The sequence below is a fragment of the Ruegeria sp. BHSA118 genome (assembly GCF_059613405.1).
In genome coordinates, this window is sequence record NZ_JBXWSM010000041.1 from 1 (window position 1) to 14,197 (window position 14,197).

The following is a 14,197-nucleotide window of genomic DNA, read 5'->3' on the forward strand; positions in this document are numbered from 1 at the left end:
ATCAGTCCCATAGATGCCCCCGGTCTCTCCCGAGCGTCTCAACCGTCTTTCCAGTCCGTCAGGCCGTCTCTCCGACCCGTCAGCACCGCCTCAGCAGCGCCGGTGAAGGGGTATTTACGGATTAGGTCTGGGACCTGCAACCCCCATTTTCAAAAAACTTTGCATTTCGCGTCGATTTTTTGTGTTTGTTAATTAAAACAATAAGTTAACTTAACAAATCAAGATCTCCCGGCCGTCTGGAACGTGCGGATATCCCAGGAAGAAACCCCAAAGCTTGCCCTTGCGGGGGAATCGAGGGGTTCGGCAGACAGAAACGACCTGCACAACTTTTCTGCACCTTGCGTGCATCCCGGACCTGACCATCAAGAAAAGGCTGGGTCGCGCAAAAAACTGACTTTGGGTCACAGTTGTTTTTTTGCTCCATTAACGCACTCTCAGCGGGAAGGTGGTAACCCTGCCCGACCAGTCAAAGAAACAAAAACGCCGCAAGAGGTGCGCAAGACAGCATGGATTTCGACTATATCATCGTAGGCGGCGGTTCGGCCGGTTCTGTTCTGGCCAACCGCCTGAGCGAAGATCCATCCACAAGTGTTTGCCTGCTTGAAGCAGGTGGCGGTGGGAAAAGCCTTTTCGTCAGAATGCCTGCAGCTGTTGTGACCGCACTTCCCGGGCGTCCCAGGATCAACAACTGGGCATTTGAAACGGTCCCGCAGCCCGGTCTGAACGGGCGCAGAGGATATCAACCACGCGGCAAGGCACTGGGCGGCTCGAGCGCGATCAACGCCATGCTGTATGTAAGAGGTCAGCGGCAGGACTATGATGGCTGGGCTGATCTGGGCTGCGACGGCTGGGATTGGGACAGTGTATTGCCTTACTTCAAACGGGCCGAGAACAACGAGCTTGGCGCCGACAGCGTGCATGGTGACAGCGGGCCGTTGCAGGTTTCACGGCAAAAAAAGCCTCGTCCAATCACTCATGCGTTCATTCAAGCCGCACAGCAGCTGCAACACCGCCATACCGAAGACTTCAACCGTGGCGATAACGAAGGCGTCGGCCTGTATCAGGTTACCCAGTTTCACGACCCGGCAAAGAATGGGGAACGGTGTTCCGCGGCAGCTGGTTATCTTTTCCCAGTTTCCGAACGACCAAACCTGACGGTCATCACGCATGCACATGCCAGCAGGCTGCGCTTTGAGGGCAAGCGCGCGACAGGCGTTGTATACCGGGTGAGAGGCAAAGGCGCAGACATCACCATTCGGGCGAAGCGCGAAATCCTTCTGTCCGCAGGTGCTTTGAAAACGCCGCAACTGCTTCAGGTTTCGGGTGTTGGCGCAAAAAGCGACCTTGAACCGCACGGAATCGCTGTTCACCACGAGCTGCCTGGCGTGGGACAGAACTTGCAGGATCATCTGGACTTCGCGCTGATCTTCAAAACCACAGACACCGACAATTTTGGTATCGGCCCGGTGGGGGCAGCGCGGTTGTTGCGACATATTCAACGGTGGAGCAAGACAGGCGTCTCGATGGCAGCGACGCCATTTGCCGAAGGCGCGGCGTTTCTGAAAACCACCCCCGATCTGGAGCGTCCAGACATTCAGCTGCATTTCACCATCGCAATGGTCAATGATCATGCCCGCAAGCTGCATTACGGGTACGGGTATAGTTGCCATGTTTGCAAACTGCGACCGGAAAGCCGGGGGACCGTAGGCCTGAACAGCTCAGATCCCACGGCGGCGCCGGCCATCGATCCGGCGTTTCTGTCGGACAAACGCGATCTGCAAACCATGATCAAAGGCGCGCGAATGGCGCGGGATATCCTCAACGCGCCGGCCTTGGCCAAGTACCGGCACAAAGAGCTGTTCGGCACCGATACCGCCCAGACCGATCAGGATTGGGAGGAGCACATCCGCGCCCGTGCCGACACGATCTATCACCCCGTGGGCACCTGCAAGATGGGCGTGGACGAAATGGCGGTCGTAGACCCCCAGCTTCACGTACGAGGGCTTGAAGGCCTGCGGGTCGTCGATGCCTCGGTGATGCCGACATTGGTGTCGGGCAATACAAACGCACCCACCATCATGATTGCCGAAAAAGCGGCGGACATGATCAAAGCGGCGGCGATGTAAGGACGCTACTTGCCTTTCATCAGGGCTTCCAACCCGACACGGTAATTGGGATAGATCAGATCTATGCCCAGTTCTTCCTTGATCCGGTCGTTTCGAACCCGCTTGTTTTCGTTGTAGAAACTGCGCGCCATCGGCGTCAGATCGGCGTCGTCGAAACGGACCGCAGGAGGCAGGGGCAAACCCTGCAACTCGGCTGCGTATCCTATGACATCCTGCGGCGGGACCGGTTCGTCGTCACATACATTGTAGATGCTTCCCGGATTCGGCTTCTTCATCGAGGCTTCAAGAATCTGCGCGATGTCTTCCACATGAATGCGCGAAAACACCTGCCCCGGTTTGATAATGCGCCGCAATCCACCACGCTTGAGCTTGGAAAACGGCCCGCGCCCCGGCCCATAGATACCCGCCAGACGGAAGATATGAACAGGCAGGCCCGGAATGGCCGACCATTGCTCCTCGGCCAGCATACGCCATCTTCCGCGCTTGGCGGTCGGTGTGGGCGGCGTGTCCTCATCCACCCAGCCACCCTGATGGTCGCCATAGACGGCCGTTGTCGACAAGTAACCCACCCATGCGAACTGACTGGACCGCCTGGCAATTTCATCGCCCAGCGCCGCCAAAACCGGATCACCCGCTTCATCTGGTGCCGTCGAGATCAGCAGATGGGTCACCCCATCAAGGTTCGGTGCCACACCCGGCCAGATCAGCGGTTCGGCGCCAGAGGCCCGGATTGCACCCGCCCCTTCACGGTCTCGCGTCGTGCCAACAATTTTCCAGCCATTCGGGGCAAGGTTTCGGGACAGGGCCTGGGCAGAATAGCCATGGCCGAATGAAAATAGCGTCTTGGTCATACCCCTTTGATGATCTGCGCCGTACCGGGATGCAAGCGCCGCATGGACGCACTTGAATCGAATCTTCGATTGCGCCTTTCTGTTGGTCATGAGCAAAAAAACACCTGACCTGCATTCGGCCTATGCGCTGAGTTCTCCGGACGAGAACAGACAGCTCTATGCGGAATGGGCCGGAGATTATGATGACAGCTTCGCCGCACGCGAAGATTATCAGCTTCACACCCGCACGGCGCGGGCATTTGTCGGCGCGGGTGGTCAGGGGCCCGTTCTGGATGTCGGAGCGGGAACCGGCCTGTGCGGCGCGGTACTGTCGGCGCTTGGCGTCGGACCCATTGATGCAACCGATATCAGCGCAGAGATGCTGGATCAGGCGATGCGCAAGGACATTTACCGGGACGCGATCGAGGCTGATCTGACACAGGGCATCCCCGTTCCGCATCACAGCTACTCCGGCATAGTTTCATCCGGCACTTTCACACATGGTCATTTGGGCCCCGAGGTGCTGCCCGTGCTGTTACGCGTGGCGCGGCACGGGGCGCAGTTTGCCCTTTCGATCAATGCGCGCCATTTCAAGGAACTGGGTTTTGCTGACGCTTTCCGCGAACTGGAACAGGATCAGATTCGCAACCTGACCCTGCCCGAAGTCCGCATATACGGAGATCTCGCGGCTGGCCCCAACAAGGATGACACCGCTTTGATCGCTTTGTTTGAACGGGTTTGAGTCCGGTAATTCGGATGCAGTCAAGCCGCCCGCCTCGACCATGCGCATTGCCTCAGGTCGCGTAGTCCGAACTTTCGGAATCAAGGATCGCTTTGATCTCACGCAGGTGCGCTTCGGCCTGATCGGGATAGTCATCCAGCTCTTGCGCTGTTTTTTCGGCAACCTCATCCGACAAGACGCGCAGGGGCAGTCCGGTCTGCAAGGCACGAATGTAGGTTTCGGCCGCGCGTTCAAAATAATACAGCCTGTTGAAGGCGTCGGCAGGGTCGCTGCCAATGACCAGAACACCGTGATTGCCCATGATCATGACCTTCTTCCTGGGATCGGACAGCATCCCGGCGCAGCGCTCACCCTCGCTTTCAAAGGCCAGACCTCCGAATTCTTCATCTACCACGTAGCGGTTGTAAAAGGTCGCCGTGTTCTGATCGATCGGCGGCAATGAACTGTCGGCCAAAGAGGCCAGAACAGTCGCAAAGATCGAATGCACATGCATGACGCAACGCGCATGCGGGCAATGGCGGTGGATTGAGCCGTGCAGCCCCCAGGCCGTCGGGTCCGGCGCACCGGGTTGTTCCATCACATGCGGGTCATTGGCATCCAGCAACAATAGATCCGAGGCACGAATGCGCGCAAAGTGCACCTGATTGGGGTTCATCAGAAACTGCGTGCCTTTATCATTCACTGCCAGGCTGAAATGGTTGGCAACCGCCTCATGCATGTTCAGCCGGGCCGTCCAGCGGAAGGTGGCGGCCATATCCACGCGCTCGGACCAATGGTCGATATTGGGACGAAGACTGGTGAGGCTCATGCTTGGCTCCTTTCACGGCTGGTCGTGGCCAAACCTGCATGGGGTCCGGCAGTTTGACCAACAAAAAAAACGCGACTATTCCATTAGCTGAACTTATGCCGAGGTTATGTAGATGCAAAACTCGCTTCCTCCGCTGGGCTGGTTGCGCACTTTCGAAGCCGCCGCGCGCCATCTCTCGTTTACCGGCGCGGCACGAGACCTGAACATGACGCAAAGCGCCGTCAGCCAGCAGATTAAATCTCTGGAAGGGCATCTGGGGCAGCCACTGTTTCTGCGCCGCCCCAAAGCTCTGGAACTGACCGAGGCCGGAATCACCTATCTGCCAGTCGTGCGAGAAGCCTTTCGGACACTGATGCGCGGAACCCGGGCGGTTACCGGTGCGCAACCAAACGCGGTTCAAGTGCAATGCAACATCAGCTTTGCTGTCAACTGGCTGGCCCCGCGCCTGCCGGCATTTCGGGCGGAACATCCACATGTTCAATTGAACGTCTTCACCGAGCTTTGGGAACCGCGCGAAATGGCCGAAGGCGCGGCGGTCGAGATTCGGTTCTCGCTTCGTCCGTCCGACACGGTCCGAACCGAGATTCTGCGCACCGAACACTATTATCCGGTCTGCGCACCAGACTATCCGGTATGCTTGGAAAACCTTCAGGAACAGCCACTTTTCGACTGCTCCAACCTGCTGTCCAACTGGCCAAATTGGGCAGAAGATCAGGGTCTAAATTGGGAAAACCCACCGATAGCCTACGCGACGACTTATCTGGTTTGCCTGTCAGCGGTCATGGCTGGCGGTGGTCTTTGCTTGGCACATGACACAATCGCCAGTCACCTGATCAAGCGCGGTCAGCTGGTCGCGCCGTTCAAGCACCGTGCACGAATGCCCGAGTCCTACTATCTGCTGCTGTCCCCGCAGGCCGAGGACACACCCGGCGCCGTGGCCTTTGCCAACTGGGTGCGGCGTGAGATCGGGTCTGAGGTGTAAAGGGAAACGCGCGCGCCAGAACCAAAAGACGTACCCAACATGTATGAGGAATCTCCAACATCGAAGAACCGGGGTTGCACCCGCTGACGCATTCGTGAAAGTTGAGCCATGGAATACACACCTTTCCCAAGCTGGCCCGATGTCGCCCCCAAATTGATCGCAGTTGCAGCCGGACGCGAGGCGGCGGACATGGTCATTCAGGGCGGAATCTGGGTGAACGTACACAGCCGCGAATTACTGCCGGATCATTCTGTGGCGATTGCCGCCGGGCGCATAGCATTTGTCGGGCCGGATGCCTCGCATTGCGTGGGTCCGGATACGGAAATCATCGATGCACAAGGGCGCTTCATCCTGCCCGGCTTGTGTGATGCGCATATGCATATCGAATCCGGGATGCTCACCCCAGCCGAATTCGCCCGTGCCGTCATCCCGCATGGAACGACCAGCATGTTCACCGATCCGCATGAGATCGCCAATGTGCTGGGTCTGGACGGCGTTCGTATGATGCATGACGAAGCCATGATGCAACCGGTCAATATTTTCACTCAGATGCCATCCTGCGCGCCATCCGCGCCGGGGTTGGAGACGACGGGCTATGAAATCACGCCCGAAGACGTGGCCGAGGCGATGAACTGGCCGGGTATCATCGGACTGGGAGAGATGATGAATTTCCCGGGCGTGATCCATGGTGATCCCAAGATGCTGGCCGAGATTGCAGCCACTCAACGGGCCGGAAAAACAGTCGGAGGGCACTATGCTTCGCCCGATTTAGGGCCTGATTTTGCGGCTTACGTGGCGGGTGGCCCGGCGGATGATCACGAAGGCACATGCGAGGCCGACGCCATTGCACGGGTTCGGCAGGGGATGCGCTCGATGATGCGTCTGGGGTCGGCCTGGTATGATGTGGAAAGCCAGATTACGGCCGTGACAGAAAAAGGGCTGGATCCGCGCAACTTCATTCTGTGCACGGATGACTGTCATTCCGGCACATTGGTGAATGACGGGCATATGAACCGCGTCGTGCGCCATGCCATTGCTTGCGGATGCGACCCCCTGGTCGCGCTGCAAATGGCGACGATCAACACGGCAACGCATTTCGGGCTGGAACGCGAGATCGGTTCCGTCACTCCGGGGCGACGGGCGGATATCATCCTCAGCTCGGATCTGACCGAACTGCCGGTTGAGATGGTGATAGCCCGCGGGCAGGTTGTCGCGGAAAACGGTGCGATCAAAGTGGATTGTCCACATCTGAACTGGCCCGAAAAATCGCGCAATACCGTTCATCTGGGGCATGAACTGACGTCGGCCGATTTTGAGATCAAGGCACCGGAAGGGGCCAACAAAGTTCGGGCCAACGTCATCGGCGTGGTGGAAAACCAGGCCCCGACCAAGGCGTTGAAGGCCGAATTGCCGATCATTGGCGGGCTGGTCGAGGGCGAAGGCGAGGTGTGCCAGATCGCGCTGGTCGAGCGGCACCGGGCCACCGGGGGCGTCACCAACGCTTTTGTTTCGGGCTTTGGTTATCAGGGAAAAATGGCCATGGCCTCGACCGTGGCGCATGACAGTCATCACATGATCGTCGTCGGTACGGACCGGGATCAGATGGCGCTGGCCGCCAACCGTCTGGCCGAAGTGGGCGGTGGCATCACCTTGTTCCGGGGCGGGCAGGAACTGGCGCTGGTCGAACTGCCCATCGCCGGCCTGATGTCCGACAGTCCCGCCGCCGAAGTCGCGGCCAAGGCCGACAGGATGGTACAGGCGATGCAGGACTGTGGCTGTCAACTGAACAACGCGTACATGCAGCATTCATTGCTGGCGCTGGTCGTGATTCCCGAGCTTCGAATATCGGATCTCGGGTTGGTCGACGTACGCACATTCGAAAAAATAGAACTTCTGGAACCATTGGCATGACGACACTCCTGACACCGCAAGCACCCGCGCCAGAACAGTTTACCGATCCCGCCGCCGCCGTTGCACGGCTGGAAGAGCTGTACGTGCAGGCCACCAATTTCCTGTGCGACAGCTTTGCGGACGCCATGGAAAATGGGACGCCTGCCGCGCGATACAGAGCCTATTACCCGGAAATTCGCATCAGAACCTCGACCTATTCCCAAGTCGACAGCCGCCTGAGCTTTGGCCATGTGTCTGAACCTGGTGTTCATGCCACGACGGTGACGCGCCCGGATCTGTTCAGATCCTACCTGACCCAGCAGATCGCCCTGTTGATCAAGAACCATGGTCAACCTGTGACAATTGCGGCGTCGGACACGCCGATTCCGGTGCATTTTGCCGTGGCAAACAATCCCGATCTGGTCGTGCCTCATCAGGGCGCAGCCGACTTCACCCTGCGCGATGTGTTTGATGTTCCGGACCTGACAACCACCAATGATGACATCGTCAATGGCGTGCATGTCCATGAGGATGCTGTTGGACCCTTGTCCCTTTTTACCGCCCAGCGTGTGGATTATTCGCTTGCCAGATTGGCTCACTACACCGCCACCGATGCAGGTCACTTTCAGAATCACGTGTTGTTTACGAACTACCAGTTCTATGTCTCGGAATTCGAAAACTACGCCCGAGAACAATTGGCGGACCCCGCCAGCGGCTATACCAGCTTTGTTTCAACCGGTAATGCCGAAATCACGGACCCCAAAGCACCGATCGAACAACCGCTGAAACTGCCGCAAATGCCGACCTATCACCTGAAGCGCAAAGATGGTTCCGGGATTACGTTGGTGAACATCGGTGTTGGCCCGTCCAACGCAAAAACCGCCACCGATCATATTGCTGTTCTGCGCCCGCACGCGTGGCTGATGGTTGGCCATTGCGCCGGGTTGCGCAACACGCAGGCCTTGGGCGATTTCGTTCTGGCCCACGCCTATCTGCGCGAAGACAAGGTTCTAGATGACGATCTGCCCGTCTGGGTGCCGATCCCGCCTCTGGCCGAAGTTCAGGTGGCGCTGGAACACGCCGTGGCCGAGGTGACGGAACTGGAAGGGTATGAGCTGAAGCGGATCATGCGGACGGGCACTGTGGCCTCGGTCGACAACCGAAACTGGGAATTGCGCGATCAGTCCGGCCCGGTCCAGCGCCTCAGCCAATCCCGGGCAATCGCGCTGGATATGGAAAGTGCCACCATTGCCGCGAACGGCTATCGGTTCCGCGTACCGTACGGCACTTTGCTGTGCGTGTCCGACAAACCCCTGCACGGAGAATTGAAGCTGCCAGGCATGGCGTCTTCGTTCTATACCACTCAGGTCAGCCGTCATCTGGCCATCGGCATCAAGGCGATGGAACATCTGCGCGGCATGCCGTTGGAGCGTTTGCACAGCCGGAAACTGCGCTCCTTCGACGAAACGGCCTTCCTCTGACGCAAAAAAGCAACGTTTTCCCCATATTTTTAGGGGTTTCGGCGCTACTATTCGTTGTGTTTGGCCACAATATCCCGTTACAGTTACGCGGTGAGGCCCTATAGATCGGGCACGTTAAGGAGACCAAGAAATGGCAAAGCCTATGACAAAGACTCAGCTGGTTGCTGCTCTCGCTGAGGAAATGGGAACCGACAAGAAATCCGCAAACTCTGCGCTGGAGGCCATCACCGGCCTGATTACCCGCGAAGTTTCGGCCGGTGGCGCAGTGACCCTGCCCGGCGTCGGCAAAATCTACTGCCGCGAGCGGCCCGAGCGTCAGGTTCGCAACCCGGCCACTGGTGAAACCTTCACCAAAGAAGCCGACAAGGTTGTGAAAATGACCATCGCCAAGGCACTGAAAGACAGCGTGAACGGCTGATTTCAACTTTTCTAGCCAACGATAAAGGGCCGCCTTCGGGGGGCTCTTTTTTCTATCGTCTTGATTATTTTGTGCCTGCGGGTTTTGAACTCGTTTCGCACATCATATTTCGGCCCGGAATACGCCACCAAGGTGAAAATGCGCCTTCAGGGTCAGAGAACTGGCAGAATCTTGCCGTGGCGTTTGCGCGCCTCTTTTCAAGACTTGTCTGATCACCTTACAACTTCGTCAGTCTTTGAACCGGCAATGAAGTATCTTGCAAAACAGCGTCTGTAAAAAGAAATCGACTTGGCCGCGCTTGTCCGGCAGCGCCCGTTCCGCGATTGCGGTGGGTCTTATCACTCTTGTCTCTGCCTGCGCGCAAAACACCAACAATGAAAATCTCGACCCTGACCGTCAGTTGATGGCGCTGCAAGAGGTCTCGAAAAAGCGGGCCAGAGGACAAAGAGTATGGTGCGTGCCCTACGCCCGAGACCTCAGCGGTATTGAAATTCGCGGCAATGCGAAAGACTGGTGGGGAAGGGCGCAGCAAGTGTTCGATCGCGGCAAGGAACCGGTTGTTGGCGCAGTTATGTCGTTTCGGGCAACCCGCGGAATGCCCCTGGGCCATGTGGCTGTCGTATCCGATATCGTCACCGACCGGGAAGTCATCGTGAATCATGCCAACTGGCACCGAAACAAGGTGTCGCTGAAGATGGGAGTCAGGGATGTCTCCAAAAACAATGACTGGACGTTGGTTCGGGTTGAAAGCCAACCGGGCCGCTACGGCAGTCCCTACCCGGTAAACGGGTTCATCTATCCGGCGGTTGACGAGTAGCCTTGCCCAACTTCATTTGACGGGCGAGTTGATCGCAGCGCGGGCAACGTTCATTTTGATCGTGCCGCAAAGACGACCGCCGCCCGTGTTGGGGTGCCGCGTGGTTGAAAGGCCCCCAGATTGTTCAGAACAGCGATATCGTGCGGTCAAAACAAAAACGGGCACCAGAGGCGCCCGTTTCTGTTCCGTGTCGCTGAACCGGTCAGTGGACCGTTTCAACCTTGTGGAAATCCAGATCACGGTCTTCCGGCATAGAGTCGATGCTCATTACCTCCTGGCGTTTGGTGATCAGGATATAGACGACGCAGGCCAGATACAGTCCAACCACGACTGCTCCGATCCACTGGATTTGCAGCCACTGGCTTTGGAACAGCAGGGTCAGGACAAACAGCAGCGCGACGTTGCCAGCCACATAGATCGCCTTTCCGAACCGCTCGACGGTCAGGTTCAGGTTGTCGGTGTACAGACGGATCAGCGAGTCCAGAGAGTTGATCACGAACGTCACACCCACGATCACCATCGCAATGTTGGTGATGCCTGCGGTACTGATGCCGTTCAGGTGGTAATAGTAAAGAACGGTGAACCAGATCCCCAGCGGGATCGACGGGAAGATCAACAGCGCGGCCAGCAGTTGCCATGTTTTCAAGCCACCAACAAAACGCGACGTAAACTGTCCGATCATGATCGACCATGCAAACCACCAGAACAGGTAGAACGCGTGATAGTCAGTCAATGGCAGGACGAACTTGTGCAGGCTGGCGAAATAGGCGCCGATATTGCTGCCGGTTTCCACGAACCCGGTCACGCCCATACCTGCGGCTGCCCACATGCCCAGAATCAGGGCAAGGAACAAAAAGGTCGAACCGACGGACAGGATGCGAACGTATTTCAGATCGGTCGAGGAATAGGCCGCCGCCAGAATGACGACAAACACGATGATGTAGAAGGTGGTGACGACGGATTCGCCATCTCCGACCTCGGGCAGATAGCCCGGCAGGTAGATCAGGAACAGGCTGGCGGTGAAGGCGCATGTGCCGATGATCACCACGTTGTTGATCAGCTTGACCAGCGGGATCTCAAAGAACTTCACGCGGGGTTCGATCACACAGAAGTAGAAGGCCGTCAGGAAATAGAAGGCCCAGATCAGGAAACCCCAGAATCCGAATTCGATCGCCAGCGGGTTGGCAAAGGCATAGGCCGGGTCCTCGGCGTATCCTCCGAATTCGGTCAGTGGAAACATGATCAGGCCGACATCCAGGCCGGATGTGAACAGAATCGCGATGAACGTGAACAGATGAACCGGTGTCACGCCGACACAGCGCAGGTTCCACCATTTCACGACGAAGAAAGCGACCAGCCCCAATGCCAGCAGGACGCCGAACGATAGAATGTACTCCAGAAGCACCGACAAACCTCCCTTGATATGTCAGGTCCTGCCGCCGATATCTTTAATTGGTCAGTCAATCAATATAAACATGCGCAAGACATTTCTTGCATCACGCATGTGTCTTTTTTGACGCGCACTGCTTGCGACCGATCCCGAAATCAGGGACAGTCCGCGCAAAGAGACAGGGGGTCTCCATGGATCTGCGCGCCATAGCCATGGGGCTGACATTTGCCCTGATCTGGTCATCTGCCTTTACCTCGGCGCGTATTATCGTGGCGGATGCGTCCCCCCTGTTTTCGCTGGCCTTGAGGTTTCTGATCTCTGGTGTTCTGGGGGTCATGATTGCCCGCGCGATGGGGCAAAGCTGGCACCTGACCCGAAACCAATGGCGCGCAACGATATTGTTCGGGATCTGCCAAAATGCCCTGTATTTGGGTCTGAATTTCTATGCAATGCAAACGGTCGAGGCTTCGGTCGCGGCCATTATCGCATCCACCATGCCCTTGTTGGTGGCGCTGGCGGGGTGGTTGATTTTCGGCGAAAAGCTGCGCCCGCTGGGTGTATCGGGTCTGTTTGCCGGTTTCGCCGGAGTCGCCCTTATCATGAGCAGCCGGATCAGCGCGGGCGTTGATATGTTCGGCGTCGCGCTTTGCGGTTTGGGTGCGCTTGCCTTGACCTTTGCAACGTTGGCCGTTCGCGGTGCAACATCCGGCGGGAACTTCATGATGGTCGTCGGCCTGCAAATGCTGGTTGGTTCAGCCACGCTGTTTCTGGCTGCTCCGATCTTTGAAACCATCTACATCCACCCGACGCTGCCGCTGGCGCTGGCCTTTACCTACACAACCCTTTTCCCCGGATTGCTGGCGACATTGATCTGGTTCCTGCTGCTGGACCGGATCGGAGCCGTTCGAGCCGCCACCTTCCACTTTTTGAACCCTGTGTTCGGGGTCACCATCGCGGCGATCCTGCTGGGCGAGAAGCTGGGCGCGATGGATGCGGTTGGCGTTACCGTTACAACCCTTGGCATTCTTGCGGTTCAGCTTTCACGCCAGCCCGCTCAGGGCAGCAAAGCTTCGACCTGAGACAGCAGTTTGCGGGAATCGGGTTTGACATCTGACCCGAAGGTCGCCGCGACTTCACCCTCAGAATCGATCAGGATTTTGTTGAAGTTCCACTTGGGCGTGAACCCGGTCTGCGCGGCAACGGCCTTGTAGAACGCGTGGGCGTCAGCCCCTTTGACCGGAGTGATATCCGTCATCGGCAGGGTCAGCCCATAATTCAATTCACAGAACTGTTTCACCTCTTCCGCGGACCCAGGTTCCTGGTTGAACGAATCCGACGGAACCGCAAGAACGACCAGCCCTTTGCCGGAATAGGCCTCATGCACCTTTTGCAGAGCCTTGTATTGCCCGGTAAACCCACACTGGGACGCGGTGTTGACCACCAGGATGGGTTGGCCGCGCCAATCTTCGATGGCCAATGTGCCTCCGTCGATCGAGTCGAACTCGCCGGTCAGCGGCGCCGCCTGAACGGCGCGGCCCAGCAAGATCAGGGCAGTCAAAAGCAGCAATCTCATCATGTCTTGTCCTCCCTTTCATCCTGATACGCGCGTCATTGTTGTTCAGATCACTTGCACGACTGCGAGAGCGGTTTGAAATATCGCTTTGCTTTCCGCCCCGCAGCCCCCAGATAATGGCGCAAACACTATTTCAGCCGGAGGATCCATGACTCGCTATACCAAAGACCCCACGGCCGTTGCTGCGCTTTCGCCCGAAGAGTTTCACGTCACCCAGCGCAGTGGTACAGAACGTCCGGGCACCGGGAAATACCTGAACAACAAGGAACCGGGCATTTATGTGGATATCGTATCGGGTGAGCCGCTCTTTGCCTCGACCCACAAATACGAATCCGGGTGCGGCTGGCCCAGTTTCACCAAGCCGATCGTGCACGAACATGTCGAAGAGTTCCGCGATACCACGCATGGTATGATCCGGACCGAGGTTCGTTCGAAACACGGCGACAGCCATCTGGGGCATGTCTTCCCGGACGGCCCGCGTGAACATGGCGGTTTGCGGTACTGCATCAACTCTGCCTCGCTTCGGTTCATTCATCGGGATGAGATGGAAGCCGAAGGTTACGGCGAATACCTGATTCATGTGGAGGATATCTGATGACCGAGCAACGCGCTGTACTGGCCGGGGGCTGCTTCTGGGGGATGCAGGACCTGATCCGCAAACTGCCGGGCGTGTCGCGTACGCGTGTCGGCTATACCGGCGGTGACGTGCCCAACGCGACCTATCGCAATCACGGCACCCACGCCGAAGGGATCGAGATCTGGTTCGATCCGTCTCGGATCAGCTATCGCGACCTGCTGGAATTCTTCTTTCAGATCCATGACCCGACCACGGTCAACCGTCAGGGCAACGATCTCGGCATGAGCTATCGATCTGCGATCTACTTCGTGGATGACACGCAGAAACAGGTGGCCCTGGACACCATCGCCGACGTGAATGCCAGCGGCTTGTGGCCCGGAAAAGTCGTGACCGAGGTCGAACCTGTCGGAGACTTCTGGGAAGCCGAGCCAGAGCATCAGGATTACCTGGAGCGGATCCCGAACGGCTATACCTGCCACTTCCCGCGTCAGGATTGGGTCCTGCCCAAACGCTCAAGCGCAGCAGAATAAAGCACCACCTGCCCGGCCCCTCTGAAGCTTTCA

Annotated in this window: 14 protein-coding genes; 10 read left to right on the plus strand and 4 right to left on the minus strand. The window is 57.6% G+C overall.

Annotated elements, in window-relative coordinates; translation table 11 throughout:
• Positions 1-506 precede the first annotated feature (506 nt).
• Positions 507-2,126, plus strand: a complete 1,620-nt coding sequence (locus AC2FNN_RS13335; RefSeq protein WP_496759038.1) for a GMC family oxidoreductase — start codon at positions 507-509, stop codon at positions 2,124-2,126.
• Between the two features lie 5 nt (positions 2,127-2,131).
• On the opposite strand, the gene AC2FNN_RS13340 is transcribed toward AC2FNN_RS13335, so the two are convergent.
• Entirely contained in the window at positions 2,132-2,977 is an 846-nt protein-coding gene (locus tag AC2FNN_RS13340; protein ID WP_496759039.1) for an SDR family oxidoreductase, read from the minus strand.
• 88 nt (positions 2,978-3,065) lie between these two features.
• Here AC2FNN_RS13340 and AC2FNN_RS13345 point away from each other — a divergent pair, with 88 nt between their 5' ends.
• Positions 3,066-3,698, plus strand: coding sequence for a class I SAM-dependent DNA methyltransferase (locus AC2FNN_RS13345; RefSeq protein ID WP_496759040.1), 633 nt, complete (start codon positions 3,066-3,068; stop codon positions 3,696-3,698).
• A 52-nt stretch (positions 3,699-3,750) separates the two neighbouring features.
• Here AC2FNN_RS13345 and AC2FNN_RS13350 read toward each other — a convergent pair whose 3' ends face one another.
• A complete protein-coding gene (locus tag AC2FNN_RS13350; RefSeq protein WP_496759041.1) occupies positions 3,751-4,506 on the minus strand; it encodes a class II aldolase and adducin N-terminal domain-containing protein in 756 nt (251 codons plus the stop codon).
• A 112-nt stretch (positions 4,507-4,618) separates the two neighbouring features.
• Between AC2FNN_RS13350 and AC2FNN_RS13355 the strand changes: the two genes are divergently transcribed.
• The 5 genes from AC2FNN_RS13355 (at position 4,619) to AC2FNN_RS13375 (ending at position 10,094) form a co-directional block, all read left to right on the plus strand.
• Complete coding sequence (locus tag AC2FNN_RS13355; protein ID WP_496759042.1) at positions 4,619-5,488, plus strand: LysR substrate-binding domain-containing protein; 870 nt, start codon at positions 4,619-4,621, stop codon at positions 5,486-5,488.
• A 108-nt stretch (positions 5,489-5,596) separates the two neighbouring features.
• Complete coding sequence (ade, locus tag AC2FNN_RS13360) at positions 5,597-7,399, plus strand: adenine deaminase (RefSeq protein WP_496759043.1); 1,803 nt, start codon at positions 5,597-5,599, stop codon at positions 7,397-7,399.
• Entirely contained in the window at positions 7,396-8,859 is a 1,464-nt protein-coding gene (locus AC2FNN_RS13365) for an AMP nucleosidase (RefSeq protein ID WP_496759044.1), read from the plus strand. Before ade ends, AC2FNN_RS13365 begins: the two co-directional genes overlap by 4 nt.
• A 130-nt stretch (positions 8,860-8,989) precedes the next feature.
• The gene (locus tag AC2FNN_RS13370; RefSeq protein WP_117871130.1) at positions 8,990-9,277 is read left to right on the plus strand and encodes an HU family DNA-binding protein; all 288 of its coding nucleotides are present in this window, start codon (positions 8,990-8,992) and stop codon (positions 9,275-9,277) included.
• Positions 9,278-9,734: 457 nt separating this feature from the next.
• The gene (locus tag AC2FNN_RS13375; protein ID WP_496759045.1) at positions 9,735-10,094 is read left to right on the plus strand and encodes a CHAP domain-containing protein; all 360 of its coding nucleotides are present in this window, start codon (positions 9,735-9,737) and stop codon (positions 10,092-10,094) included.
• Between the two features lie 202 nt (positions 10,095-10,296).
• Here AC2FNN_RS13375 and AC2FNN_RS13380 read toward each other — a convergent pair whose 3' ends face one another.
• A complete protein-coding gene (locus AC2FNN_RS13380) occupies positions 10,297-11,493 on the minus strand; it encodes a BCCT family transporter (protein ID WP_496759065.1) in 1,197 nt (398 codons plus the stop codon).
• 182 nt (positions 11,494-11,675) lie between these two features.
• On the opposite strand from AC2FNN_RS13380, the gene AC2FNN_RS13385 reads away from it, so the two are divergent.
• Positions 11,676-12,563: a DMT family transporter gene (locus AC2FNN_RS13385; RefSeq protein ID WP_496759046.1), complete on the plus strand. Its 888-nt coding sequence runs from the start codon at positions 11,676-11,678 to the stop codon at positions 12,561-12,563.
• Here the strand turns inward: AC2FNN_RS13385 and AC2FNN_RS13390 are convergent.
• Entirely contained in the window at positions 12,539-13,060 is a 522-nt protein-coding gene (locus AC2FNN_RS13390; protein WP_496759047.1) for a glutathione peroxidase, read from the minus strand. The genes AC2FNN_RS13385 and AC2FNN_RS13390 overlap by 25 nt on opposite strands.
• Positions 13,061-13,205: 145 nt before the next feature.
• Between AC2FNN_RS13390 and msrB the strand changes: the two genes are divergently transcribed.
• Both msrB and msrA read left to right on the plus strand, forming a co-directional pair.
• Positions 13,206-13,652, plus strand: coding sequence for a peptide-methionine (R)-S-oxide reductase MsrB (gene msrB, locus AC2FNN_RS13395; protein WP_496759048.1), 447 nt, complete (start codon positions 13,206-13,208; stop codon positions 13,650-13,652).
• Positions 13,652-14,164, plus strand: coding sequence for a peptide-methionine (S)-S-oxide reductase MsrA (gene msrA / locus AC2FNN_RS13400; protein ID WP_496759049.1), 513 nt, complete (start codon positions 13,652-13,654; stop codon positions 14,162-14,164). The genes msrB and msrA overlap by 1 nt, the downstream gene beginning before the upstream one ends.
• Positions 14,165-14,197 lie beyond the last annotated feature (33 nt).